This window comes from Streptomyces sp. NPDC046866 (genome assembly GCF_040704625.1).
Lineage (GTDB): Bacteria > Actinomycetota > Actinomycetes > Streptomycetales > Streptomycetaceae > Streptomyces.
The window spans coordinates 81,192-106,900 of the sequence record NZ_JBEYXN010000009.1 but is presented as its reverse complement, the minus strand read 5'-3'; the positions used below and the strand labels follow the sequence as shown (position 1 = coordinate 106,900).

The 25,709-nt window shown below is 74.3% G+C and carries 20 protein-coding genes and 3 tRNA genes; 14 read left to right on the top strand and 9 right to left on the bottom strand.

Going from position 1 to position 25,709, the window contains the following annotated elements; translation table 11 throughout:
- The first annotated feature begins 46 nt into the window (after window positions 1–46).
- A complete protein-coding gene (locus AB0953_RS16070) occupies window positions 47–682 on the top strand; it encodes a hypothetical protein (protein ID WP_366860073.1) in 636 nt (211 codons plus the stop codon).
- A gap of 207 nt (window positions 683–889) precedes the next feature.
- On the opposite strand, the gene AB0953_RS16065 is transcribed toward AB0953_RS16070, so the two are convergent.
- On the bottom strand, window positions 890–1,657 hold the full coding sequence (locus AB0953_RS16065) for a triacylglycerol lipase (protein ID WP_366860072.1): 768 nt from the start codon (window positions 1,655–1,657) through the stop codon (window positions 890–892).
- A 221-nt stretch (window positions 1,658–1,878) separates the two neighbouring features.
- On the opposite strand from AB0953_RS16065, the gene AB0953_RS16060 reads away from it, so the two are divergent.
- Complete coding sequence (locus AB0953_RS16060; protein WP_366860071.1) at window positions 1,879–2,916, top strand: rod shape-determining protein; 1,038 nt, start codon at window positions 1,879–1,881, stop codon at window positions 2,914–2,916.
- The gene (locus AB0953_RS16055; RefSeq protein ID WP_366860070.1) at window positions 2,913–4,472 is read left to right on the top strand and encodes a GAF domain-containing protein; all 1,560 of its coding nucleotides are present in this window, start codon (window positions 2,913–2,915) and stop codon (window positions 4,470–4,472) included. The genes AB0953_RS16060 and AB0953_RS16055 overlap by 4 nt, the downstream gene beginning before the upstream one ends.
- Here the strand turns inward: AB0953_RS16055 and AB0953_RS16050 are convergent.
- Entirely contained in the window at window positions 4,469–4,915 is a 447-nt protein-coding gene (locus AB0953_RS16050; RefSeq protein ID WP_366860069.1) for an Lrp/AsnC family transcriptional regulator, read from the bottom strand. The genes AB0953_RS16055 and AB0953_RS16050 overlap by 4 nt on opposite strands.
- Before the next feature lie 70 nt (window positions 4,916–4,985).
- Between AB0953_RS16050 and AB0953_RS16045 the strand changes: the two genes are divergently transcribed.
- Complete coding sequence (locus AB0953_RS16045) at window positions 4,986–5,771, top strand: LysE family transporter (RefSeq protein ID WP_366860068.1); 786 nt, start codon at window positions 4,986–4,988, stop codon at window positions 5,769–5,771.
- Between the two features lie 43 nt (window positions 5,772–5,814).
- A complete protein-coding gene (locus AB0953_RS16040; protein WP_366860067.1) occupies window positions 5,815–7,167 on the top strand; it encodes a carboxyl transferase domain-containing protein in 1,353 nt (450 codons plus the stop codon).
- Between the two features lie 55 nt (window positions 7,168–7,222).
- On the opposite strand, the gene AB0953_RS16035 is transcribed toward AB0953_RS16040, so the two are convergent.
- Complete coding sequence (locus tag AB0953_RS16035; protein WP_366860066.1) at window positions 7,223–8,485, bottom strand: MFS transporter; 1,263 nt, start codon at window positions 8,483–8,485, stop codon at window positions 7,223–7,225.
- A gap of 214 nt (window positions 8,486–8,699) precedes the next feature.
- On the opposite strand from AB0953_RS16035, the gene AB0953_RS16030 reads away from it, so the two are divergent.
- Window positions 8,700–9,890, top strand: coding sequence for a glutamate--cysteine ligase (locus tag AB0953_RS16030; RefSeq protein ID WP_366860065.1), 1,191 nt, complete (start codon window positions 8,700–8,702; stop codon window positions 9,888–9,890).
- 533 nt (window positions 9,891–10,423) lie between these two features.
- Here the strand turns inward: AB0953_RS16030 and AB0953_RS16025 are convergent.
- The 3 genes from AB0953_RS16025 to AB0953_RS16015 form a co-directional block, all read right to left on the bottom strand.
- Window positions 10,424–10,497 (bottom strand) — tRNA-Ile (locus tag AB0953_RS16025).
- Window positions 10,498–10,679: 182 nt separating this feature from the next.
- Window positions 10,680–10,752 (bottom strand) — tRNA-Asn (locus tag AB0953_RS16020).
- A 5-nt stretch (window positions 10,753–10,757) separates the two neighbouring features.
- Window positions 10,758–10,830 (bottom strand) — tRNA-Asn (locus AB0953_RS16015).
- Window positions 10,831–10,976: 146 nt separating this feature from the next.
- Between AB0953_RS16015 and AB0953_RS16010 the strand changes: the two genes are divergently transcribed.
- The 4 genes from AB0953_RS16010 to AB0953_RS15995 all read left to right on the top strand — a co-directional run bounded on the left by AB0953_RS16010 (window position 10,977) and on the right by AB0953_RS15995 (window position 16,623).
- The gene (locus AB0953_RS16010; protein WP_366860064.1) at window positions 10,977–11,288 is read left to right on the top strand and encodes a YtxH domain-containing protein; all 312 of its coding nucleotides are present in this window, start codon (window positions 10,977–10,979) and stop codon (window positions 11,286–11,288) included.
- A 74-nt stretch (window positions 11,289–11,362) separates the two neighbouring features.
- Entirely contained in the window at window positions 11,363–12,817 is a 1,455-nt protein-coding gene (locus tag AB0953_RS16005) for an FGGY family carbohydrate kinase (protein ID WP_366860063.1), read from the top strand.
- A 153-nt stretch (window positions 12,818–12,970) separates the two neighbouring features.
- Entirely contained in the window at window positions 12,971–14,704 is a 1,734-nt protein-coding gene (locus tag AB0953_RS16000; RefSeq protein WP_366860062.1) for an ABC transporter ATP-binding protein, read from the top strand.
- The gene (locus AB0953_RS15995; protein WP_366860061.1) at window positions 14,701–16,623 is read left to right on the top strand and encodes an ABC transporter ATP-binding protein; all 1,923 of its coding nucleotides are present in this window, start codon (window positions 14,701–14,703) and stop codon (window positions 16,621–16,623) included. Before AB0953_RS16000 ends, AB0953_RS15995 begins: the two co-directional genes overlap by 4 nt.
- Window positions 16,624–16,857: 234 nt before the next feature.
- Here AB0953_RS15995 and AB0953_RS15990 read toward each other — a convergent pair whose 3' ends face one another.
- Window positions 16,858–18,075: an RNA polymerase sigma factor gene (locus AB0953_RS15990; protein ID WP_366860060.1), complete on the bottom strand. Its 1,218-nt coding sequence runs from the start codon at window positions 18,073–18,075 to the stop codon at window positions 16,858–16,860.
- Between the two features lie 302 nt (window positions 18,076–18,377).
- Here AB0953_RS15990 and AB0953_RS15985 point away from each other — a divergent pair, with 302 nt between their 5' ends.
- Complete coding sequence (locus AB0953_RS15985) at window positions 18,378–18,686, top strand: hypothetical protein (RefSeq protein WP_366860059.1); 309 nt, start codon at window positions 18,378–18,380, stop codon at window positions 18,684–18,686.
- Window positions 18,687–18,701: 15 nt separating this feature from the next.
- Here AB0953_RS15985 and AB0953_RS15980 read toward each other — a convergent pair whose 3' ends face one another.
- Both AB0953_RS15980 and AB0953_RS15975 read right to left on the bottom strand, forming a co-directional pair.
- A complete protein-coding gene (locus AB0953_RS15980; RefSeq protein ID WP_366860058.1) occupies window positions 18,702–20,780 on the bottom strand; it encodes a molybdopterin oxidoreductase family protein in 2,079 nt (692 codons plus the stop codon).
- A 261-nt stretch (window positions 20,781–21,041) separates the two neighbouring features.
- Complete coding sequence (locus AB0953_RS15975; protein ID WP_366860232.1) at window positions 21,042–21,752, bottom strand: ElyC/SanA/YdcF family protein; 711 nt, start codon at window positions 21,750–21,752, stop codon at window positions 21,042–21,044.
- 353 nt (window positions 21,753–22,105) lie between these two features.
- Here AB0953_RS15975 and AB0953_RS15970 point away from each other — a divergent pair, with 353 nt between their 5' ends.
- The 3 genes from AB0953_RS15970 (at window position 22,106) to AB0953_RS15960 (ending at window position 25,693) form a co-directional block, all read left to right on the top strand.
- Window positions 22,106–22,825: a CbiX/SirB N-terminal domain-containing protein gene (locus tag AB0953_RS15970; protein WP_366860057.1), complete on the top strand. Its 720-nt coding sequence runs from the start codon at window positions 22,106–22,108 to the stop codon at window positions 22,823–22,825.
- A 162-nt stretch (window positions 22,826–22,987) separates the two neighbouring features.
- On the top strand, window positions 22,988–24,325 hold the full coding sequence (locus AB0953_RS15965) for a deoxyguanosinetriphosphate triphosphohydrolase (protein WP_366860056.1): 1,338 nt from the start codon (window positions 22,988–22,990) through the stop codon (window positions 24,323–24,325).
- A gap of 93 nt (window positions 24,326–24,418) precedes the next feature.
- Complete coding sequence (locus AB0953_RS15960; RefSeq protein ID WP_366860055.1) at window positions 24,419–25,693, top strand: FAD-dependent oxidoreductase; 1,275 nt, start codon at window positions 24,419–24,421, stop codon at window positions 25,691–25,693.
- Window positions 25,694–25,709: the final 16 nt, after the last annotated feature.

Below are 25,709 nucleotides of genomic sequence, written 5' to 3'. Positions count from 1 at the left end.
TCCGTATCGCGGGTTCGTAAAGGTCCTGTGTGGAATCGTGGGCTCCATGACCACGACACCGCCTCCGGGACCCTTCGGCCGGACCGCGTTCCAACTGGTCCTGCTGCGCCGGATGGCGGACTTCCGGCCGGAGCTTGCCGAGGACGCCCGGCGCCAGCTCGGTGCCTCGCTCGCCGACCAGCGGGAGGCCAACAGGCGCTGGCAGGCGATGGTCCGCTCGCCCCGCTCGCGCGGGGCCCTGGCCCGCTACCGCTCGGTGCTGGGCCCGCCGGAGTCCACGGCCGCGCGGACCATCGGCGACCTGCAGTGCGAGGCCCTGCTGTGGGAACTGCCGCTCTGGCCGGACCTGCGCTTCGAGGTGCTGGCCGCGCCCGACGGGGCGGTGTGGAACGAGTGGCTGGTCCGCGCCCCCGGCGCGCCGGGCCCCGTACTGAACACGCCGCAGGACCTGCGGCCCTGGTCGGCGACGGTGGACGAGGTGGCGCGGGCCTTCGCCCCGGTGCGGCCGATGGAGGGCACCGCGCCGACCCGGTGGCGGCTGGCGTTCGCCGCGCAGGGCCGGCCGTGCGTGGCGGAGTTCACGTACGGCCTGCTCCAGCGCGTGACGGTGGACGGCACCGAACTCGCACCGGCCGCCCCCTCGGAGCAGCAGACCGACCCCGGCGGCCCGAGCCCGGCCTAGGGCGGACGGGACCCGACCACGACCGAGGCCGCGCTGCCCGGCACGCGTGTCGGTCGGAGGAGTGGACCTGCTCGCCTCACGCGGCCGCGGCCTTCTCTCTTCTCTCGGCCTGCGGTCGTCCAGGCAACCGCCAACGTCGGCATCACCGGTCAGAAGACCAGGACGCTGGGGACCGATGCCCGGGTCCGCGGCTGATCGGTCACGGCGCTAGCGCGCGAGGAAGGCCCGCACCCCGGCCGCGGTGGCAGCGTCGCCCAGCAGGTCGTTGTGGTTCAGGCAGCCGACGGCGGTGTTGGCGGCTCCGGCCAGGGGGACGCTGCTGTCGGGGTTGACGACCTCGTCGCAGTCGGACCAGAACGCCGCGTACTTCACCGCGTCCGGCGTCTCGTCCCCGGAGTTCAGGTGCTGCACCACGTACGAGCCGGGCGTCATGTCCCGGCAGGCCTGGTCCCACAGGGCGCAGGCCCAGGCGGTGGAGGTCCCGTGGTTGGGGCCGGCCAGCGAGACCCAGTGGTTCACGCTCGCGGTGCCGCCGCCGTACTTCACGTACCAGCGGCTGACGAGCGATCCGAAGGAGTGCGCGACGATGTCGACCTCGGCGGCGCCGGTCTGCCGGCGGACCTGGTCGACGTACGTGCCGAGCTGCCCGGCCAGGACCTCGTTGACGGAGCGGTGGGTGTCGTAGCCCCAGGAGAAGAGCTCGGAGTCCGCGTATCCGGCGGCGCGCAGCTGCGCGCGCAGGGAACCCCAGACCCCCGGATCGGCGTTGTAGCCGTGGACGAGGACGACGGGCCGGTGCGCCGCGGCGGCGGCCGGTGCGGCGGCCTGCGCAGGTACGGCAGCCTGCGCCGGTGCGGACGCCTGCGCAGGTACGGCAGCCTGCGCCGGTGCGGGCGCACGGAAGCCCAGGAGGGCCGGGCAGAGCGCCAGGCACGCCGCCAGGAGGGCGGCCGTTCTCTGGCGGGGCGTCACCATCGCGGTCCCCTTACCTCGTTACGGGCCAGTAGCGCGGACGGTGCGCGCATCGTCGTGCCTGTCGGTACAGAAATCCACCCCCGTGCAGCACCCCGCGCCCCTGCGGCCCGCCCCGGCCGGAGCAGTTCAACGGGCGGTATGCCCCATTCGCCCGAGAAGATATGGAGTGCAAACCGGCATCCGCCGGTCTTCTTGCGTCAGCGCTCTCGGGAGGATCTGCCGTGACCGTCAGTCTTGAGCAGTTGCGCCGTTGCCACGTCGCCGTCGACCTCGGGGCCGCCAGGACCCGTGTCTACGTCAAGGGCGCCGGCCTCGTCGTGGACGAACCCAGCGTCGCCGCCGTCAACACCCGCACCGGCGCGCTCATCGCCGTCGGCACCTTCGCCGAGCGGATGACCGGCCGCACGCCCGACTACATCCGCGTGGTCCGCCCCGTCTCCGGCGGCACCGTGGTCGACATCGACATGGCCCAGCGGATGCTGCGCAGCCTGCTCGGCGAGAAGCTGCGGCGCGCCCTGCGCCGCAAGCCGCGGCTGCGGGCCGCCGCCTGCACCCCGTACGACGCCGACCCGCTCGCCCAGCGCGCCGCCGTGGAGACCCTGGTCGGGCTCGGCGCCCGGCACGTCGAACTCGTCGACACCCTCATCGCGGCGGCCGTCGGCTGCGGCCTCCCCGTGGAGCAGCCGACCGCGACCATGATCATGGTCTGCGGGGCCGCGGCCACCCAGGTCGCCGTCCTCTCCCTCGGCTCGATCGTCACCGCCGAGCGGATCCCCGTCGGCGGCGAGGCCATCGACCACGCCGTCGTCCAGCACCTGCGCCACGCCCACGAGCTGATGCTGCCCAGCCAGGCCGTCCGGCCCCTCCAGCTGGCCCTGCACGGCAACGGCATCACCCCCGACGGCCCCGCCTCGACCCTCATCCACGGCCGCGACGTGGCCACCGGGCTCGCCCGCTCCGTGCACGTCGACACCGCCGCCGTCCGGGACGCCATCCACACCCCGCTGACCGCCGTCCTCGACGGCATCGGCAAGGTGCTGCGGGACTGCCCGCCCGACCTGGTCGCCGACCTGACGGACCGGGGAATCATGATGGTGGGAGGCAGCGCCCTGCTGCCCGGCCTGGACCAGATGCTGCACGACGCCACCGGCATGCCCGTCGCCATCGCGGAGAGGCCGGACGTGTGCGCCGTGCTCGGGCTCGGCAAGATGCTCGAAGGGAAGATCGCCCCGATGGTCCTCAACCCGCTGTCCGAATGACCCCCGGGCAGGGAGCCGACCTCCCCGTCCCGCCGCGGGCGGTCCGCGGCGCCGGCTCGGAGCCGGAGCTGCGCACCACCCTCCAGCACCTCGTGGACTCGGCCGCCGAACTGTGCGGTGCCCGGTACGCCGCGCTCGGGGTCTTCGATCCCGGGCGCATCCGGCTGACCGAGCTGTACACGGCCGGGCTGAGCGAGGCCGAGCGCGCCGCGGTCCCCCGCCTGTCCGACGGCCGCACCGACCTGCTCGCAGCCCTCACCGGGGATCCGCGCCCGCCGGTGCCGGACGACCCGACGCAGGACCCCCGCCCGGCCGGCTCCCCGCCCGGCCGGCTGCCCGGCCACCCGCCCGTGCGCAGCTTCCTCGGCGTCCCCATCCGGGTCCACACCGAGGTCTTCGGCAGCCTCCACCTCGCCGGGAAGCGCGGCGGCGGGCCGTTCCTGCCCGAGGACCGCGCCCTCCTGCGCGTGCTCGCCCTGCAGGCGGGCATGGCCATCGGCACCGCCCGCCTGTACGAGACCGCCCGCCGCCGGGAGCGCTGGATCGAGGGCGCGGCCGCGGTCACCACCACCCTGCTGGCCGGACGGCCTGCCGCCGACGCGCTGATGTGCGTGGCCGAGCGGGCCCGGCTGCTCGCCGACGCGGCCGCCGGGGTGGTCCTCCAGCCGACCCCCGAGGGCGGCATGGAGATCGTGGCCGCCTCCACGCACGGCGACCCCGGCGACCTGGTCGGCACCACCATCGCGCCCGGTTCGGCGGTCCTGGAGCAGCTGCTCGGCGGCGAGCCCGTGTTCATCGAGGACTCCGCGACGGACCCGCGGATGACCACCCCCGTGCGCAAGCGCTTCGGGCCGAGCATGATGCTGCCGCTGCAGAGCGGCGGGCAGCTGATCGGCACCCTCGCCCTGCCGCGGCCCCGGGGCGGCCGGCCGTACGACGCCGTGGACCGGCTGCTGGCCTCCCAGTTCGCCTCCCAGGCCGCGCTGGCGCTGGTCCTCGCCGACGCGCAGCACGACCGGGAGCAGCTCGCCGTCTACGAGGACCGCGACCGGATCGCACGGGACCTGCACGACCTGGTCGTCCAGCGGCTGTTCGCGACGGAGATGATGCTGGAGAGCGCCAGGATGCGGTCGGCGGCCGCCGCGTCCGGGGACCCCGTCGGCGACGAACTGGCCCGCGCGGTGGACGAGCTGGACTCCACCATCCAGGAGGTGCGCACCGCCATCTTCGCCCTCCAGCAGCCGCCGACCGACGCGCCGACGACCTTCCGCGGACGGGTGCTGCGCGAGACCCGCGGCGCCGCGGTCCTGCTCGGCTTCCCCCCGTCGGTGCACTTCGCGGGCGCGGTCGACGCCCTGATCCCCGACCCGGTGGCCAAGGACCTGATCGCCGCCCTGCGCGGCGCGCTCGCCGCGGCCCACCGGCGCGCCGAGGTCGGCTCCATCGAGGTGGAGGTGGACGCCGCCGCGGACCGGGTCCGCCTGACCGTCACGGACGACGGCCGCACACCCACGGGCACCCGCGGGACGACGCTGACCTGGGAAGCGGCGCTCTAGGACCGGTCAGCGGACGGGCGGGCGGCGGCCCGCAGCGCGATCCGGGTGCTGGACTGCGCCACGCCCGCCTCCCGCTTGAGGCGGCGCAGCAGGCTGTCGAGCGCGGCCGGGTCGGCGGCCCGGGCCCGTACGAGGTAGTCGTACTCCCCCGTCACGTGGACCACCTCGGTGATCCCCGGCAGGGCGGCGGCCTTCTGCTCGAACTCCTCGTTGGTGGTGTCCTGGCGCAGGGTCAGGTCGATGAAGACGACGAGCCCGCCGCGGGTGTCGGCGGCCGGATCGACGACGACCGTGAACCCCCGGATGACCCCCTCGCGCCGCATGCGGCGGACGCGGTCGGCGGCGGCGTTGGCGCTGAGGCCGACGCGGACGCCGAGGTCCCGGTACGAGATCCGCGCATCCCCCTGGAGGATGCCGAGGATTTCCCTGTCGAGGCGGTCCATGCCGCGATTCTCGCAGTCGCGGCCGATATGCGCCGCCGCGGCCGGGGCGGGGCGGCGCACGCTGCCGCCCATGACGGAACTACTGACTCCCGCCCTGGCGGGCACGGTCGCGGGGCTGGGCGTGGCGATGCCGATGGGTGCGATGAGCGTGCTGCTGCTCCAGGAGGCGATGCGCGACCGCCGCACCGCCGTCGCGGCGGCGGCGGGCGTGGCGGCGGTCGACTTCGGCTACGCCGCCCTGGCCGCGGCGCTCGGCCCCTGGGTGGCCTCCCACGTGCGCCCGGTCGAGGCCTGGATCCGGCTGTTCGCCGCGGTGGCGCTCCTCGCGATCGCGGCCCGCGGCCTGTACGCGTCGACCCGCGCGGCCGCCTCCGACCCGAGCGGCCCGGCGGTCTCCGACCCGAGCGGCCCGGCCGCCGGCCGCCCGGAGGGGGCCGCGTCCGCGGCCCGGACCGGCGCCGGGGCTCCCATCGCCGCCGCGGTCCGGACCGGCGCCGGAGCTGCAGCGGTCGGCGGCGGCGCCGGGGCTGCTGCGGGTGCCGGCGGGGCGGGGAGGGCGTTCGGGCGGTACGTCGCGCTCACCGCCGTGAACCCCACCACCGCCCTCTACTTCGCCGCCCTCACCACCGCCCAGGCGGCCGCCCTCGGCACCGCCGCGGCCGCGACCGCCTTCGTCGCGGGCGTCGCCGTCGCCTCGCTCCTGTGGCAGCAGGCCCTCGTCGCACTCGGTGCGCTCGCCGGCCGCCGCATTCCGCCCGGCGTCCGGACGTGGACCTTCCGGCTCGGCTACGGGCTCGTCGCGCTCTATGCCCTCGACATCGCCTTCCCCCTGCCCTGGACCGCCACCGCCCCTTAGGGGAAGATCCAAAAGTGGCGGGCTCACCCCCTAGGGTGAGCCCGTGACGACGACCCGCCTCTCGGCCCGCGCGGCCATCGCCTCCGTGACCGACCCCGGCACCTTCGCCGAACTGCCCGCCCCACGGCGGGAGTCGGCTCCCGACGGCCCCCTGGGCTGGACCGGCTACGACGACTCCCGGGCCCGCGCCGCGGACCGGACCGGCGAGCAGGAGTCCGTGGTCATCGGCACCGCCCTGATCGGCGGCTGCCGCACGGCCGTCATCTCCTTCGAGTTCGGCTTCCTCGGCGGCTCCCTCGGCGAACGCACCGGAGACCGGCTCGAAGCCGCGTACACCCACGCTCGCGAGCACCGCCTGCCCCTGGTGTCCCTGATCGCCACCGGCGGCTCCCGCATGCAGGAGGGCATGCTCGCGCTGACCCAGCTCCAGCGGGTGGCCCGGCAGTGCGTCCTGACCCGGGCGGCCGGGCTCCCCCAGATCGCCGTCCTCCGCGACCCCACCACCGGCGGCGGCTGGGCCACCCTCGGCGCGGGCGCGGACGTCGTCCTCGCGCTCCCGGGCGCGCAGGTCGGCTTCGCCGGGTCCCGGGTGCGGCCCGCGGACGCGGACCCCGCGGCGTACACCGCGGAGGGCCAGTTCGCCGCCGGGCACGTCGACGCCGTGGTGCCGCCCGGCGAGCTGCCGGGCGTCCTGGCCGACTGGCTGCGCGTGCTGGCCGCCCCGCGCTCCGCCGAGCCGGTCGAGCCGCCGGCCGCGCTCGCCGACGCCGCGCCCCCGGCCGGCGGCTGGGACGCCGTACGGCAGGCCCGGCACCCCGGCCGGCCGCACGCCGAGGCCTACCTGGACGCGTACTTCTCCCTGCGGCTGCCGCTGTCCGGCGACCGGGCGGGCGGCACGGACCCCGGCATGCTGTGCGGGTTCGGGCTGCGCGAGGGGCGGGCCGTCGCGTACGCCGCCCAGTGCGGCACGGCCACCCGCCCGGCCGGATACCGCACGGCCGCCCGCGTGATCCGCCTCGCGGACCGCCTCGGCATCCCGGTGCTGACCCTGGTGGACACCCCCGGCGCGGCCAACGACGCCGCGGCCGAGCACGCGGGGGCCGGCGCGGCCATCGCGGACACCTTCGCCGCGGTCGCGGCGGCCGCGGTGCCGGTGACCACGCTCCTGATCGGCGAGGGCGGCTCCGGCGGGGCCCTGGCCCTGGCCGCACCGGGCAACACCTGGGCGACGCCGGACAGCTACTTCTCCGTCATCGCCCCCGAACTGGCCGCGGCCATCCTCAAGCGCCCCCCGGCCGAGGCCCCGGCCACGGCCGACCAGCTCCGCATCCGCCCCCAGGACCTGGTGGCCCTGGGCGTGGCCCGCGGCATCGTCACCCCGCGGCCGCCGGCGTAGGCCCGGCGGCCCGCACGGGGCCCGCCCGCACGGGGCCCGCCCACACCGCCCGGCGCTACGCCTGCGGTGAGCGGGCGTCGTAGCGGGCGAAGCCGGGCCAGCGCAGGGCGAGCAGGGCCAGCACCAGGACGCAGGCGAGGCCGCCGCCGGTGATCGCCACGGCCGGGGAGGCGAGGTCGGCGACGGTTCCGGCGAGGAAGTCGCCGAGCCGGGGCCCGCCGGCGACGACCACGATGAAGACGCCCTGGAGGCGGCCGCGCATCTCGTCCGGGGTGGCGGACTGCATCATCGTCGAGCGGAAGACCATGGAGATGGTGTCCGACCAGCCGGCCAGGGCCAGGAAGAACAGCCCGAGCCACAGGTTCCGGGTGAGCCCGAACACCGCGATGGCCAGCCCCCAGGAGGCCACGGACAGCAGGATGGCCAGGCCGTGCCGCTGGATCCGGCCCTGCCAGCCGGAGAACAGGCCGCCCAGCAGCGCCCCGACGGCGGGCGCGGCGACGAGCAGGCCGACGGTGCGGGCATCGCCCCCGTACCAGAGCCCGGCGATGGCCGGGAACAGCGCCTTGGGCTGGGCCAGCACCATGGCGGCGAGGTCGGAGAAGAAGGTCATCCGGACGTTGGGCCGGGTCCCGAGGAAGCGCAGGCCGTCCAGGACGGAGGCCCGGCCCTGCTTGCCGCCCTCCCGGTCGGGCAGCATCGCCGGCAGCCGCCACATCGCGTAGAGGGAGGCGCAGAAGGTGACGGCGTCGATGAGGTAGGCGGCCTGGTAGCCGGCCCAGCCGACGACCAGCCCGCCGAGCATGGGGCCGACCATCGTGCCGGAGGTCATCGTGACCGAATTCAGCGCATTGGCCGCGGGCAGCTGCTCGGCGGGCAGCAGCCGGGGGATCATGGCGGAGCGGGCGGGCCCGGCGAGGGCTCCGCACACGGCCTGGAGCGCGACGATCGTGTAGAGCAGCCAGACCCGGTGGAACGAGAGCAGGGCGGCCGCGGCGAGCACGAGCGACAGGGCGGTGAGGCCGACCGAGCTGTACAGGCCGAGCTTGCGCCGGTCGACGGTGTCGGCGATGGCCCCGCCGTAGAGCCCGAACGCGACGAGCGGGACGAGGGTGAACAGTCCGACGAGTCCGACGGCGAAGCTGGAGCGGGTGATGTCGTAGACCTGGAGCGAGATCGCGAGCGCGGTCATCGCCTGGCCGACCCAGGAGATGGTGCCGCCGATCCAGAGCCGCCGGTAGTCGGCCGAGCTGCGCAGCGGGGTCAGGTCGGCGAGTATGCGCGTCGGGCGCCGGGTCGGCGTGCTCGTTCCAGTCACAGCGGATGATAACCGGCGGCCCCGCGGCCGCCTGAGTGCCGTTCACGCCGTTCACGCACCCGCAACAGTCGCCCCACCGGGACCCGGGGTACCGCAGCGGCCGGATCCTTGCCGCTAACGCGCCACTGGCCACCGACATTTGACTGAATCGGCGTGCGCTCCGCGCCCGCTGCTCGGCTCATGATGAAAAGACTCGTATGTCCAGGGAGGCGTAGTGATCGAACCTGGCAACAGCACCACGAGCACCGGCAACGCGGACAACGACGTCCCCTCTGTCACCACCGTTCCCGTCCCCCGCACGGATCTCACCGCCCCGCTGACGGTCGGCGTCGAGGAGGAGTTCCTCCTCGTCGACGCCCGCACCTTCCGGGTGGTCCCGGCCGCCCCGCTCGTCCTCGAGACCGCCGCAGGCCTGCCCGCCGAAGTGCATGCCGAGGGCACCCGCTACCAGGTGGAGATCTCCACCCCCGTCGCCGACTCGGCGCCGAAGCTGCGCGAGGAGCTGGCCGCGCTGCGGCGCACCCTCTCCCGGGCGGCCCGCGCGCACGGCTGCCGACTGCTGGCCGCGCCCTCGCCGGTCGTGGCCGTGGACGGACCGCTGCACCTGACCGACGACGAGCCCCGCCAGCGCGAGCAGCACCGCCGCTTCGGGGCGCTCACCGACACGCTCGTCTCGTGCGGGCGCCACATCCACGTCGGCACCTTCGACGTGGACACGGCCGTGGCGGTCTCCAACCGGGTCAGACCGTGGCTGCCCACCCTGATCGCCCTGGCCGCCAACTCGCCGTTCTGGGGAGGCCGGGACACGGGGCACGCCAGCTGGCGGTCGATGGCCTGGTCGGGCTGGCCGTCTGCGGGGCTGCCCCCGCACTTCACGTCCACGGCCCACTTCCGGCTCGCGGTGCAGACGCTGCTGCACTCGGGGGCGGCCCTGGACACCAAGATGGTCTACTGGGACCTCCGCCCGTCCGGGAACTGGCCGACGCTCGAGATCCGGGCGCTCGACATGTCCCCGGACATCGACACGGCCATCCTCCAGGCCGAGCTGGTCCGCGCACTGGTGGCCACGGCCCTCGGGGACATCGCCGAGCACCGGGCGGAGCCCCCGGTGCGGGACGACGTCCTGCGCCTGGCGCGCTGGCGGGCGGCCCACGACGGCCTGGAGGGCTTCGGTCTCGACCCGTACACGGGGGCGGAACTCCCGGCGGCGGACCTCGCCGAGGGCCTGCTGGACCGGGTCGCCCCGCAACTGGCGGCCTCCGGCGAGCTGGACCACGCGGCGAAGACCATGGGCGGCCTGCTGCGCGACGGCTCGGGCGCCCACCGCCAGCGCAGGGCCTTCGCCCGCCGGCAGAACCTGACGGACGTGCTGCACCACCTGGCCGACGAAACGGAGAACTTCTAGAGGAGGCGCAGACCGGCAGGGGCCCGGCGGACGCGTCCTGCGCGGTCCGCCGGGACCCTGTCCGCTCTCACCACAGCACGTACAGCCGCCCGCGGACCCGCTTGGTGCCGCCCGTACGCCACACCAGCCGGTCGGCGGGGAGAGCAAGACGAAGACGCCGGTGCGCAGCGCCTCCCGCGTGCGGCGGGTCCGACGCCCTCCAACGCCCCCTGGATCCGCCGGACGTGGCCGGAGGCAGCGCACAGCTGTCTGCCATGACGGCACACCCCCGGAGCCCGGTACACCTCACGATGATTACTCACCGTGAGATCCCTCAGGGGAAAGGTCCCCCTCTGGACGGGAAAGAAGGGGCGTTCGCCTCACCGAATGACGCTGAGCAAGCGTTTCCGGCCACCCTCCACGCCCGCCCCGCGGCGCTCCCCGACCCCACCGGGCCCCGGCGTGACAACCGCCACAGCGGGCACGCCGCCCACAGCAATCCCCGGAAACGCCGAAGCCGCAGGTGAGATCGTTTCTGCACCTACGGCTTGCGGTGGGGCGGGTGGGACTCGAACCCACGGCCGACGGATTATGAGTCCGCTGCTCTAACCGGCTGAGCTACCGCCCCTTCTCGGCGTGGCGCGTACATGTGTGCGCGCCGTCTGCCGCAGCATAGCCGCTCATACGATCTCCTGCCTCGGGTGGGCCGCATGATCGGCTGCGCCTGCTGAAGGAGACCGTTTTCCGGCGTGCCCGGTTCCAGGAGCAGGGCAAAAAAAGAAGAGGACCCGACGGGGTCCTCTTCGTCCGCTCCCCCGGCTGGACTCGAACCAGCAACCCTCCGGTTAACAGCCGAATGCTCTGCCAATTGAGCTACAGGGGATCGCGCTCCCCCGACTGGACTCGAACCAGTAACCTGCCGGTTAACAGCCGGCTGCTCTGCCAATTGAGCTACAGGGGATTGCTGCGTTGCGCCGAACGACCCACCTCCGGCCTTGGCCGGGGGGCGAGCGCCCGTTGCGAGTCATAGATTAGCGCAAGCAGGGGGGTGCTCCGCCAATCGGTATCGACTGCAGGCCGGGCACCACACGACGAAGGGTGACAGCCATGCGGTACAAGGTCACGTTCGTGGTCGGACTGGCCCTCGGGTACGTGCTCGGCACGCGTGCCGGACGCGAGCGGTACGAGAAGCTCAAGAAGTCCGCCCGCGACCTCGCGCAGAACCCGGTCGTACGGAACGCCGCCGAGACCGCCGGGCACACCGGCCGGCAGTACGCGGGCAAGGCGTTCGCGGCGGTCGGCGACCGGGTCGGGGACGCGGTGCCCGCCTCGCTGGCCGGACGGGTGCGCGGGCTGCGCGACCGCCGGGCCGGCTCCGGCACCGGCGCCGAGGACGACTGGGGCACGAGCAACACCTGAGGCCCCTGGTGCTCCGGGAGCCGCCACCCTCACGGACGGCGGCTCCCGGCGCGCCGTGCGGCAGAATTCTCCGCATGGGGATAGTCGCCGGGCTGGACAGCTCTTCCGCCTTCACTCGCATCGTCGTCTGCGACACCGACACGGGTGCCGTGCTGCGCCAGGGCTACGCGCCCCATCCCCAGCCGGCGGGTGATCCCGAGAGCCTGCATCCGCACGAGACCGACCCGCAGGCCTGGCTGCTCTCCCTCGGCGAGGCCGCCGGCAACGGGCTCCTCGAAGGGGTCCAGGCCATAGGCGTCTCCGCCCAGCAGCACGGGCTGCTCCCCCTGGACGCGCAGGGGGCCCTGGTCCGCCCGGCCCTGGTCGGCAACGACAAGCGCGCCCAGGTCGCCGCAGCCGACCTCACCGAGGCCCTCGGGGGCCGGCAGGCGTGGGTGGAGGCCGTGGGGTCCGTCCCGCAGTCGGCGCAGCCCGTCGCCAAGCTCGCCTGGCTCGCCCGCAACGAGCCTGACGCGGCCCGGCGGACCGCGGTGCTGATGTCCCCGCACGACTGGCTGGTCTGGCAGCTGCTGGGCCGGCCCGCCCGGCGGACCACCGACCGCGGCGGCGCCTCCGGGACCGGCTACTGGTCCGCCGCCACCGGCGCCTACCGCCCCGACCTGGTCGAGCTGGCGCTCGGGCACATGGCCCTGCTGCCCGAGGTGCTCGCGCCGGCCGAGGCCGCCGGGATGACCCCGGAGGGCCTGCTGATCTCCGCCGGGACCGGCGAGACGATGGCGGCCGCGCTCGGGCTGGGCCTCGGCCCCGGCGACGCGGTGGTGTCCCTGGGCGCCTCCGGCTCGGTGATGGCGGTGCACCACGAGGCGCTGACGGAGCCGGGCGGCCTGATCACCTCCCTGGCCGACGCCGGCGGCATGCACCTGCCGGTGGTGAACACCTCCAATGCCGTACGGGCCCTGCGCGGCACAGCCGAGCTGCTCGGCACCGATCTGGAGGGGCTGTCCGACCTCGCGCTGAAGTCGACGCCCGGCGCGCACGGCCTCGTCCTCCTGCCGTACCTGGAGGGTGAGCGCACCCCGAACCTGCCGCACACCGCAGGAACGCTGACCGGGCTGCGCCGGGACTCCATGAAGCCGGAGCACCTGGCGCGCGCCGCGTTCGAGGGCATGCTGTGCGGGCTGGCGGACGCGCTCGACGTGCTGCGCATGCGCGGGGTCGAGATCCGCCGGGTGTTCCTGCTGGGCGCGGCGGCCGAGCTGCCCGCCGTACAGGCCGCGGCCCCGGGGCTGTTCGGTACGCAGATCGTCGTGCCGGCGCCGGCGGACTACGCGGCGCTGGGGGCGGCGCGGCAGGCGGCGTGGGCCCTCGGGGTGCAGCAGGGGACGCTGGCCCCGCACACCCCGCCGGTGTGGCCGGGCCCGGTGGCGCAGCTCTTCGCGCCGGACGAGGAGTACCCGGCCTGGCAGGCGGTGCGCCAGCAGTACGTCGCCACGCGCGAGCAGATCCACCCGGGCGCCTTCCAGGCGTAGGACGGCGTACGGACGGCGGGGGGCCGCGGTCCTACGCACCGCGCCGGGGGGCCTCCTCCTTTTGACCGGCCTTTGCGAAAACCGGTGGGGATTGCACGCAGCGTTGGCCGAAGATGGGTCGAACCCCCTCGACCGTTCCCACGGAGCCTGCGCGTGCTCATACGACTCCTGCGGACCCATCTGGGTCCGTACCGCAAACCGATCGCCGCGCTGGTCCTGCTGCAACTGCTGCAGACCAGCGCGAGCCTCTACCTGCCCACGCTGAACGCGGACATCATCGACAAGGGCGTCGTCCACGGCGACACCGGCTACATCCTGCGCTTCGGCGCGCTGATGCTGGGCGTCTCCGTCGTCCAGCTGGCCTGCAACATCGGCGCCGTCTACTACGGCGCCCGCACCTCGGCGGCCCTCGGCCGCGACATCCGCGCCGCCGTCTTCGACCGCGTGCAGAGCTTCTCCGCACGGGAGCTCGGCCAGTTCGGCGCGCCGTCGCTGATCACCCGTACGACCAACGACGTGCAGCAGATCCAGATGCTGGTGCTGATGACCTTCACCCTGATGGTCTCGGCGCCGATCATGTGCATCGGCGGCATCGGCATGGCGCTCTCGCTCGACGTGAAGCTGTCGGGCGTGCTGCTGGCCGTGGTGCCGGTCCTCGGCCTGTCGGTCGGCGCGATCGTGTGGCGCACGCGGCCGCTGTTCCGCCAGATGCAGCAGCGTCTGGACGTGGTGAACCGGGTGCTGCGCGAGCAGATCACCGGCAACCGCGTGATCCGCGCGTTCGTCCGGGACGCGTACGAGAAGGAGCGCTTCCACGGTGCGAACACCGCGCTGACGGACGTCTCGCTCGCCTCCGGCCGGCTGCTCGCCCTGATGTTCCCGACCGTCATCGTGGTCGTGAACATCTCCAGCGTCGCCGTCATCTGGTTCGGCGCCATGCGCATCGACGGCAACGGCATGGAGATCGGCCAGTTGACGGCCTTCCTCGCCTACCTGATGCAGATCGTCATGGCCGTGATGATGGCCACCTTCATGTTCATGATGGTGCCGCGCGCCGAGGTCTGCGCCGAGCGCGTCCAGGAGGTCCTGGACACCGAGTCCAGCGTGGTCCCGCCCGCCGAGCCGATCCGCGAGCTCTCCCTCGCCGGCGTGCTCGAACTGCGCGGCGCCGACTTCCACTACCCGGGCGCCGAGGCCCCCGTCCTGCGCGGGGTCGACCTCGTGGCCCGGCCGGGCGAGACGACCGCGGTCATCGGCTCCACCGGCAGCGGCAAGTCGACGCTGCTGGGCCTGGTGGCCCGGCTGTTCGACGCGACCGGCGGCCACGTGCTGGTCGACGGCGAGGACGTCCGCCGGCTCGACCCCGAGCTGCTGGCCACGACGGTCGGCCTGGTGCCGCAGAAGCCCTACCTCTTCTCCGGGACCGTCGCCTCCAACCTGCGCTACGGCCAGCCCGACGCCACGGACGAGGAGCTGTGGCACGCGCTGGAGGTGGCGCAGGCCGCGGAGTTCGTCTCCGCGCTCGAAGGCGGCCTCGACGCGCCGATCACCCAGGGCGGAACCAATGTCTCCGGCGGCCAGCGCCAGCGCCTGGCCATCGCCCGCACCCTCGTGCAGCGCCCGGAGATCTACCTCTTCGACGACTCCTTCTCGGCCCTGGACTACGCGACGGACGCGGCGCTGCGCGCGGCGCTGTCCCGCGAGACCGAGGACGCGACGGTGGTCATCGTCGCCCAGCGCGTCGCCACGATCCGCGACGCCGACCGGATCATCGTGCTCGACGAGGGCCGCGTCGTCGGCGAGGGGCGCCACCACGAGCTGATGGCGGACAACGAGACCTACCGGGAGATCGTGCTCTCCCAGCTGACGGAGGCGGAGGCCGCATGAGCGGGCCCGGAGGACGGATGATGATGGGACCGGCCCAGCGGTCCCTGGACTTCAAGGGGTCGGGCAAGCGGCTGCTGCGGCAGATCGCGCAGGACCGGGCCAAGCTGTGGGGCATGGTCGCGGCCGTCTTCGGCAGCGTCGTCTGCACGGTGATCGGACCGAAGATCCTCGGGCGGGCCACCGACCTGGTCTTCGCGGGGATCGTCGGCCGGCAGATGCCGGAGGGGATCACCAAGCAGCAGGCCCTGGACGGGCTGCGTGCCAAGGGCCAGGACGGCATGGCGGACATGCTGGCGGGCACCGACTTCACCCCCGGCAAGGGCATCGACTTCGGCGCGGTCGGGGTCGTGGCGCTGTGGGCGCTGGCGGTCTTCACCCTGGCCGGCCTGCTGATGCTGGTCGGGACGCGGCTGTCTAACCACATCATGAACGGCACCGTGTTCCGGATGCGCGAGGAGCTCCAGGACAAGCTGGCGCGGCTGCCGCTGTCGTACTTCGACCGGCAGAAGCGCGGCGAGGTGCTCAGCCGGGCCACGAACGACATCGACAACATCGGGCAGACGCTCCAGCAGACGATGGGCCAGCTGCTGAACTCGCTGCTGACGATCGTCGGCGTGCTCACGATGATGGTCTGGATCTCTCCGCTGCTGGCGCTGGTCGCGCTGGTGACGATCCCGGTGTCGGTGGTCGTCGCAGCGAAGATCGGCAAGAAGTCGCAGCCGCAGTTCGTGGCGCAGTGGAAGTCCACGGGTGCGCTGAACGCGCACATCGAGGAGATGTACTCGGGCCACACGCTGGTGAAGGTCTTCGGCCGGCAGAAGGAGTCCGCGGCGGTCTTCGCCGAGCAGAACGAGGCGCTGTTCCGGGCCTCGTTCAAGGCGCAGCTGGTCAGCGGCATCATGCAGCCGGTGATGTTCTTCATCTCGAACATCAACTACGTGCTGGTCGCCGTCGTCGGCGGTCTGCGGGTGGCCTCGGGCAGCCTGTCGATCGGTGACGTGCAGGCCTTCATCCAGTACTCGCGCCAGTTCTCGATGCCGCTGACGCAGGTGGCGTCGATGGCGAACCTGGTGCAGTCCGGCGTGGCCTCGGCGGAGCGGGTGTACGAGCTGCTCGACGCGGAGGAGCAGGAGCCGGACAGCGAGGTCCCCGAGCGCCCGGAGACGGTCCGCGGCCAGGTCACCCTCGACAAGGTGGCGTTCCGCTACGAGCCGGACAAGCCGCTGATCGAGGACCTGTCGCTGACGGTGGAGCCCGGGCAGACGGTGGCGATCGTCGGCCCGACCGGCGCCGGCAAGACCACGCTGGTCAACCTCCTCATGCGGTTCTACGAGGTCACCGGCGGCCGGATCGCCCTCGACGGGGTGGACATCGCGAAGATGACCCGCGAGGAACTGCGCAGCGGGATCGGCATGGTGCTGCAGGACACCTGGCTGTTCGGCGGCACGATCGCGGAGAACATCGCGTACGGGGCCTCCCGCGAGGTCACGCGCGCCGAGATCGAGGAGGCGGCGCGGGCCGCCCACGCGGACCGGTTCATCCGCACCCTGCCCGACGGGTACGACACGGTGCTGGACGACGAGGGCGCGGGCGTCAGCGCGGGCGAGAAGCAGCTGATCACCATCGCGCGGGCCTTCTTGTCGGATCCGGTGATCCTGGTGCTCGACGAGGCCACCAGCTCGGTCGACACCCGTACCGAGGTGCTGATCCAGAAGGCGATGGCACGGCTCGCGCACGGCCGCACCTCGTTCGTCATCGCGCACCGGCTCTCCACGATCCGCGACGCGGACGTGATCCTGGTGATGGAGAACGGCTCGATCGTGGAGCAGGGCACGCACGAGGAGCTGCTGATCGCGCAGGGTGCGTACGCGCGCCTGTACGAGGCGCAGTTCGCCCAGGCGGTGGCCGAGGTCGACTAGGTCGTCTCTTTCGGATCTTGCCGGTCAAGCCCGCGCCGTCCGGTGCCGTGCACCGGCGTGTTGGCGGGGCGCCCTTGTACTGGACGTACTCGGGTGCACCGCCAACGCGGCGAGGTGCGGTGCCGGGCGGCGCGGGTCAGGCAAGATCCGGAAGAGACGGCCCAGCCCCGGGCGGGGCTGGGGAGGGGGCGGAGTCCGGCGGTGCCGGGCCCGCCCCCTCCGTGCGTCACGGCGCTAGTCGAGGTAGCCGCGCAGCTGGTCGGCGAAGGCGTGGTCGCGCAGCTTGCCGAGGGTCTTGGACTCGATCTGGCGGATGCGCTCGCGCGTCACGCCGAAGATGCGCCCTATCTCCTCGAGGGTGCGGGGCCTGCCGTCGGCCAGGCCGTAGCGCAGCTGGACCACCTTGCGCTCGCGTTCGCCGAGGGTCGACAGCACGGCCTCCAGGTGCTCGCGCAGCAGGAAGAACGCGGCGGACTCCATCGGGGAGGCGGCGTCGCCGTCCTCGATCAGGTCGCCGAGGGCGACGTCGTCCTCCTCGCCGACGGGCGCGTGCAGCGAGACCGGCTCCTGGGCCAGGCGCAGCACCTCCAGGACCCGTTCCGGCGTCAGTTCCAGGTGCACGGCGACCTCTTCGGCGGTGGGCTCGTACCCGCGCTCCTGGAGCATGCGGCGCTGCACGCGCACGACGCGGTTGATGAGCTCCACGACGTGCACGGGGACGCGGATGGTGCGGGCCTGGTCGGCGAGGGCCCGCGACATCGCCTGGCGGATCCACCAGGTGGCGTAGGTGGAGAACTTGTAGCCGCGCGCGTAGTCGAACTTCTCGACGGCCCGGATGAGGCCGAGGTTCCCCTCCTGCACCAGGTCGAGCATGGTCAGCCCGCGGCCCACGTAGCGCTTGGCGACGGAGACGACCAGGCGCAGGTTCGACTCGATGAGCCGCCGCTTGGCCATCCGCCCCATGACGACCAGCCGGTCGAGGTCGAGGGCGAGCCGCAGGTCGAGGTCCGGGGTGTTGGCGAGCTTCTCCTCGGCGAAGAGGCCGGCCTCGACGCGGCGCGCGAGCTCGACCTCCTCGGCGGCGGTCAGCAGGGGGATCCTGCCGATCTCCCGCAGGTACTGGCGGAACAGGTCGGCGGACGGGCCCCCGCTGCCGCCGCTCTCGCCGCGCCCGCGCTGCTCCGGGACCTGCTCGATCAGCTCGAGCACCTCGGGCTCGTCGTCCACGGCGTCCAGGGCGTCCACGGCGCCGAGCGCTGCGTCCGCTTCGCCCGGCGCGCCGGCTCCGGGCTCGGTCCCCGGCCCCGTGTCGGGCTCTTCGCCCTCGACGGCCTCGGCCTCGGCGTCGTGCGCGGGCGGGCTCACGTTGACGGTCAGGATCCGGGTCTGCACGGGGGCGACCTCCAGGGCTCCGAGGACGGTGGCACCGCGATTCAGTGTGGGGTACGACACATCACCGCCACGAGGGGCGTGCGAGCACTTTCTGAGTCCGGTGCGTGACCGGATGGTTACCCGCCGCGGAGAACCCCGATGCGGCTCGGACGCATGTCCGAGAACACCCAGCGGTTGCGGGGGCCCGCGGGCGGCCGCGGCGGGCCGCGCCCGCGACGCGCTGGCCGCGGAGCTCCCGGCCGCCGCTACGCGATCCGCAGGAGCGGGAGTTCGTGCTGCAGACGGCATGAGCGGCGCACAGGGGAGGCCGTCGACTCCGGCCGGCCCGGACGATCCCGCGGGGCCTGGCTGCGGGCGCGCCGATGGCGCAGTGGTTCGGCCCCGCGGCGCTGGAGCCGCACGGCCTGGACTTCGTCGTCGTCCGGCGGAGTGGCGGATCGAGGAGGACCGCAGTCTGGACGTACGAGCGCGTGCCCGGCCGGCGGCTGGTGCTGACCTGGTCCGCGCCGGGACCGCCGGGCGGGCAGGTCCAGTTGGGCTTCGTCTTCAACGAGCCGCTGCCGGTGCCCGCGGAGCCGGTGGAGGTGGCCGGCGGGGAACCTGTACCCGCAGGGCGAGGACCTGTACGACGCGGTGCTGCTGGCGGAGGGCTCGCGGCCGGCGGTGCGTGAGGACGCGCCGGGCCCCTAGGGCACCGGTTCGACGCGGACCGCGCAGACCTTGAACTCCGGCATGCGGGAGACCGGGTCCAGGGCGGGGTTGGTCAGGGAGTTGGCGCGGCCCTCGCCGGGCCAGTGGAAGGGCATGAACACCGTGTCCGCGCGGATCGCGTCGGTGATGCGGGCCGGGGCAACGGCGCGGCCGCGGCGGGACACGACCGCCAGCGGGGTGCCCTCGACGGCGCCGAGGCGGGCGGCCAGGCGGGGGTGGAGCTCCACGAACGGGCCGGGGGCGGCGGCGTTCAGCTCGTCCACCCGGCGGGTCTGGGCGCCTGACTGGTACTGGGCGACCACCCGGCCGGTGGTCAGCAGGATCGGGTACTCGGCGTCGGGGAGCTCGGCCGCGTCCCGGTGGGAGACGGGTGCGAAGCGGGCCCGGCCGTCCTCGGTGGCGAACCGGTCCAGGAAGAGCCGGGGCTGCCCCGGGGAGCCCTCGGGGCAGGGCCAGAAGACGCCCTGCTCGGTCTCGATGCGGGCGTAGGAGATGCCGGAGTAGTCGGCGGGACCGCCGGCGGAGGCGCGGCGGAGCTCCTCGAAGACCTCCTCGGGCGCGGTCGGGAAGCCCTTCTCGATCCCGAGGCGGGCGGCGAGCCCGTGCAGGACCTCGAGGTCGCTGCGGACGCCGGGCGGCGGGTCCAGGGCGCGGCGGCGCAGCAGGACCCGGCCCTCCAGGTTGGTGGTGGTGCCGGTCTCCTCCGCCCACTGGGTGACGGGCAGGACCACGTCCGCGAGGGCCGCGGTCTCGGACAGGACGACGTCGGCCACGGCCAGGAAGTCCAGGGAGCGGATGCGGTCCTCGACGTGGGCGGCGCGGGGGGCCGAGACCACCGGGTTGGAGCCCATGAGGAGCAGGGCCTTCACGTCCGTGCCGAGGGCGTCGAGGAGTTCGTACGCGCTGCGGCCCGGGCCCGGCAGGCTGTCGGGGTCGACGCCCCAGACCCCGGCGACGTGGGCGCGGGCGGCCGGGTCGGCGAGCTTGCGGTAGCCGGGGAGCTGGTCGGCCTTCTGGCCGTGCTCGCGGCCGCCCTGGCCGTTGCCCTGGCCGGTGAGGCAGCCGTAGCCGGAGTGCGGCCGGCCGGCCCGGCCGGTGGCCAGGCACAGGTTGATCCATGCGCCGACGGTGTCGGTGCCCTTGGACTGCTGCTCCGGTCCGCGGGCGGTGAGCACCATGGCCGAGGACGGGGCGCAGAACAGCGAGACCGCCTCGCGCAGCTTCGGCACGGGGACGCCGGCGATCCGCTCGACCAGCTCCGGCCAGTGCGCCATCGCCGCCGCGCGGGCCTCCTCCCAGCCGGTGGTGCGCTCGGCGATGAACGCCTCGTCGGTGCGCCCCTCGGCGACGACGAGGTGCAGCAGGCCGAGGGCGAGCGCGAGGTCGGTGCCCGGGCGGGGGGCCAGGTGCAGGTCGGCGTGGTCGGCGGTGCGGGTGCGGCGGGGGTCGACGACGATGAGCGTGCCGCCGTTCGCCTTGAGCTCGGTCAGGTAGCGCAGGGCGGGGGGCATGGTCTCGGCCGGGTTCGAGCCGACGAGGATCACGCAGCCGGTGCGGGGGATGTCCTCCAGGGGGAAGGGCAGCCCGCGGTCGAGTCCGAAGGCCCGCTGGTGGGCGGCGGCTGCCGAGGACATGCAGAAGCGGCCGTTGTAGTCGATCTGGGAGGTGCGCAGGGCGACGCGGGCGAACTTGCCGAGCGCGTACGCCTTCTCGTTGGTGAGCCCGCCGCCGCCGAAGACGCCGACCGCGTCGGGACCGTGGGCGCGGCGGGTGCGGGTGAGGCCCTCGGCGACGGCGTCGAGGGCCTCCTCCCAGGTGGCCGGCTCCAGCCGCCCGGCGCGGGTGCGGATCAGCGGCTCGGTCAGGCGCACCCGGGAGGAGAGCACGGCGGGCGCGGTGCGGCCCTTGCCGCACAGGGCGCCCCGGTTCACGGGGAAGTCGGCCCGCTCCTCCACCGCCATGCCCCTGCCGTCCGGCGCGGGGCGGAGGTTCATGCCGCACTGGAGCGCGCAGTACGGGCAGTGGGTGGCGGTGGCGGTGTCCGGGGTGTGCATGCGGCCAGCGTGCGGGGGCGGTGTTACACGGGCCGCCGCCTCCGGTTACACCTCCCGTACGACCACCTCAGCGCACCCTGGACGCCCCGGTGAGGACCATCCCGGTCCGCCCCGGCCCAGCCTCGCCGCCTGCCGCCGAAGGAGCAACCCGGCTCCGCCGGGCACCGGGCTCCGCCGGGACCCGCGTCTCAAACGCCGGCGAGGCTGGATGTGCCGACCCTCGGCTTCGACAACGACAGCGGGGCCACCGGCAGCGGCGGGTCAGTCCCTCGGGCTGGCCAGTGCGCGGGAGACGCCCGGCTCCTTCGGTCCCAGGAACTGCGGGCCCGGCTTGAAGGCCGCGTCCAGCGCCGCCTTGCCGGCGGCGAACACCTCGCGGGTGCCGCCGTAGTACCAGGTCGCGTCGTGCTCGTCGTCCACCCCGACGCCGTAGGAGTCCACGCCCGCCGCCCCGCACAGTGCGACGGCCCGGCGTATGTGGAAGCCCTGGCTGATCAGCACCGCCCGCTCCACGCCGAAGATCTTCCGGGCCCGCACGCACGAGTCCCACGTGTCGAACCCGGCGAAGTCGCTGACGATCCGCTCCCCCGGCACGCCGTGCCGCGTCAGGTACGTGCGCATCGCGTCGGGCTCGTCGTACTCGGTGCGGCTGTTGTCCCCGGTGACGAGGACGACCTTGACCTTGCCGGTGCGGTACAGCTCGGCCGCCGCGTCGAGCCGGCGCGCCAGGTACGGGGTCGGCCGCCCGTTCAGCAGCCCCGCCCCGAACACCACCGCCACCTCGGCGGGCGGCGCGTCGGCCGTGGTGCGCAGTCGGTCCGCGGCCACCGCGTGCGTCCACGCCGACGGCAGCAGCGCGAGGACGCAGACCGCCATCACGGCCTGCACGGCCCGCCTCCGGCCGCGCACGGTGCGCGGCAGCCGGGGCCGCAGTGCCACCGCCGCCCGCCGCACCCGCCCGCGCACCCGCATGCCCTTCGCCTCCACGACCGTCACCGTCCCCACCGCCCGCGCCCCGCGCCCGTACACATCCTTCGCACGCTTGGACGATCAAGGCCGGAGCCCCAGTTCCCCCGACCGGCTCTTTCACTCGGACGAATGACCGAGTGAGCACCCGGAAAACACCCGTCACCCCGGCGCAACGCCGACGCAACCTGCGGCCCGCAGGATCGGTCCATGACGGAGCCGGTGCACCCTCCCGAGTCCCCTTACCTCCCGCTTCCCCCCGCCACCGCCGCGGAGCTGCTGACCCGGATCACCGACCAACTCGGCACGCAGCTGCGCGGACTGCGCCCGCCGGGGGCCCGGCACCACGGAGCCCACGCATGCAGCCCACCCTCGTTGCCGTCGCCCACGGCAGCCGCGACCCGCGCGCCCTGCCCACCGTCCAGGCCCTGCTGGAGCGCATCCGCGAGCTCCGCCCCCGCCTCGAGGTCCGCCTCGGCCACATCGAGCTGAACCGGCCGCTGCTCGCCGACACCCTCCGGCGGACCGACGGCCCGGCCGTGCTCGTGCCCCTGCTCCTCGGCCGCGGGTACCACGTCAAGCGGGACCTCCCCGCGGCCGCCGCCCGCCACCGAGACGCCCGCGTCGCCGCCCCGCTCGGCCCGCACCCGCTGCTGGTCGAGGCCCTGTGCGAACGCCTGCTGGAGGCCGGCCGGCCCCCCGGCTCCACGCCCGGTGCCGCGGTCGTGCTCGCCGCCGCCGGCTCGCGCGACCCCGACGCCGCCGCCGACACCCGCCGCACCGCCGCCCTGCTCTCCGAGCGCCTCGGCGGGGCGGCCGTGGTCCCGGCGTACGCCTCCGGCGCCGCACCCACCGTGCCCGACGCGGTCCGCGCCCTGGCCGCCCGCGGGCACCACCGGGTCGCGGTGGCCTCGTACTTCACCGCCCCCGGCCGCTTCGCCGCGCAGAGCGCGGCCGCCGCGACCGGCCCGGCGGCCGCCCCGCTCGGCGACCACCCGGCCCTCGCCCGCCTGGTGCTGCACCGCTACGACGAGGCCGTGGCCCGCCGGCGGCCCCCTCTGGAGCTGGCCACCGCCTAGGGCACGGGCCGGAGCACACTGCCGGACCACCGAAGGGGCCCGGACCGCTCGGATCCCTCGAACCCCTCGGACGATCGCACCGCTCGGACCGATCGCACCGCTCGGATCGCCCGCACCGCTCGGATCGCCCGCATTGTCGGCGGTCCCGGTTACCGTCTGAGCATGGAAGGCATGGCAGGCACCGCACCCGTCCGTCCCCCCGCCCGCCCCCGCGAGCCCTACGAGCCGGCCGACACCGAGCGCTGGGTCGCCGAGCCCGACAAACGGCCGGGCCGGACCGCCTTCCAGCGCGACCGCGCCCGCGTGCTGCACTCGGCGGCCCTGCGCCGCCTCGCCGGGAAGACCCAGGTGGTCACCCCGGGCAGCCGCAGCCACGACTGGGACGCCAGCCCGCGTACGCGGCTGACGCACTCGCTGGAGTGCGCCCAGGTCGGCCGGGAGCTCGGCGCGGCCCTCGGCTGCGATCCCGACCTGGTCGAGGCCGCCTGCCTCTCCCACGACATGGGCCACCCGCCGTTCGGGCACAACGGCGAGGAGGCGCTGAACGAGTTCGCCAAGGACTGCGGCGGCTTCGAGGGCAACGCCCAGTCGCTGCGCCTGCTGACCCGCCTGGAGCCGAAGCGTTTCACCACGGATCCGCAGACCGGCACCCCCGTGAGCGTGGGCCTGAACCTCACCCGGGCCTGTCTGGACGCGGCCACCAAGTACCCCTGGCCCCGCGGCGGCCACCCGGCCGACCCGGACTCGGTCAAGTTCGGTGCGTACGAGGACGACCTGCCGGTCTTCGAGTGGCTGCGGCGCGGCGCGCCCGCCGACCGCAAGTGCTTCGAGGCGCAGGTCATGGACTGGTCCGACGACGTGGCGTACTCCGTCCACGACTTCGAGGACGGCCTGCACGCCGGTCACATCGACCCCAACCTCCTCTTCGCGGAGCCCGAGCGCACCGCGATCGGCCGGGTCGCGATCGGGCGGTACGTACCGGCCGACACCGACCCGGAGGAGCTGCGCGAGGCGTTGGACCGGCTGATGGACCAGGAGTGGTGGCCGCACGGGTATGACGGCTCGGCCGTCGCCCAGGCCCGCCTGAAGGACGCCACCAGCCAGCTGATCGGCCGGTTCTGCCTGGCCGCGGAGGGCGCCACCCGCGAGGCGTACGGCTCCGGCCGGCTCACCCGGTACGCGGCGGAGCTCGTCGTCCCGCGCGCGGCGCGCAACGAGTGCGCGGTCCTGAAGGCGGTCGCCGACCTGTACGTGATGCAGCGCGACGAGCAGGAGCGGCTGCGCGCCGACCAGCGCATCGTCCTGGCCGAACTCGCGGAGGCGCTGCGGGCCCGGGCACCCGAGGGCCTGGACCCGCAGTTCAAGGCGATCTTCGATGCCGCCCCGGACGACCGGGCCCGCAAACGCGCGGTCATCGACCAGATCGCGTCCCTGACCGACGCCTCGGCGCGCTCCCTGCACGCCAGGCTCACCATGCGCACCCGCCGCGCCGCCGGGTGATCCGATCGGGCCACTCCCCCTTCCCGGGGCAGGCTCCTTGCGGGACGCTCGCTTGTGGCCGCAAGTGGCGGTGAGGTTATGAGGAGGCATCAGGTGGTCGACGCACACCGGACGTTCGTCATCGTGGGCGCAGGGCTCGCGGGGGCCAAGGCGGCCGAGACGCTGAGGTCCGAGGGGTTCACGGGGCGGGTGATCCTGATCGGGGACGAGCGCGACCATCCGTACGAACGGCCCCCGCTGTCCAAGGGCTACCTCCAGGGCAAGGAGGAGCGCGACAGCGTCTTCGTCCACGAACCGTCCTGGTACGCCCGCGCCGACATCGAGCTGCACCTCGGCCAGCCCGCGGTGCACCTGGACCGCGAGGCCAAGAAGGTGGTCCTCGGCGACGGCACGGCACTGCCCTACGACAAGCTGCTGCTGGCCACCGGCGCCGAGCCGCGCCGCCTCGACATCCCGGGCACGGGGCTGGCCGGCGTGCACCACCTGCGCCGGCTGGCGCACGCGGAACGGCTGCGCGGCGTGCTCACCACCCTCGGCCGGGACAACGGGCACCTGCTGATCGCGGGCGCCGGCTGGATCGGGCTGGAGGTCGCCGCCGCGGCCCGCGGGTACGGGGCCGAGGTGACCGTCGTGGAACCGCTGGCCACGCCGCTGCACGCGGTGCTCGGCCCGGAGATCGGCCGGCTCTTCGCGGACCTGCACACCGAGCGCGGGGTCCGCTTCCACTTCGGCGCGCGGCTCACCGAGATCATCGGGCAGGACGGGATGGTGCTCGCCGCCCGGACCGACGACGGTGAGGAGCACCCGGCGCACGCGGTGCTCGCCGCGATCGGGGCGGCGCCGCGCACCGCGCTCGCCGAGACCTCCGGGCTGGCCCTGGTCGACCGGGAGCACGGCGGCGGGATCGCCGTGGACGCCTCCCTGCGCACCTCGGACGCGGACGTCTTCGCGGTCGGGGACGTGGCGGCCGCCCACCACCCGCTGCTGGGGACGCGGCTGCGGGTGGAGCACTGGGCGAACGCGCTCAACGGCGGCCCGGCCGCCGCGCGGGCGATGCTGGGCCGGGAGGTGTCGTACGACCGGGTGCCGTACTTCTTCTCCGACCAGTACGACGTGGGCCTGGAGTACTCCGGCTACGCCCCGCCGGGCGGCTACGACCAGGTCCTGATCCGCGGGGACGTGGCCAAGCGGGAGTTCATCGCGTTCTGGCTGTCGCAGGGCCGGGTGCTGGCCGGGATGAACGTGAACGTGTGGGACGTCACCGAGCACATCCAGGCGCTGATCAGGTCGAAGGCGGCGGTCGACCGCGAGGCGCTGGCGGACCCGACGGTTCCGCTGGCCTTCCTCGTGCCGGCCGAGGGCGCCTGAGGGTTTTCCGGCGCCC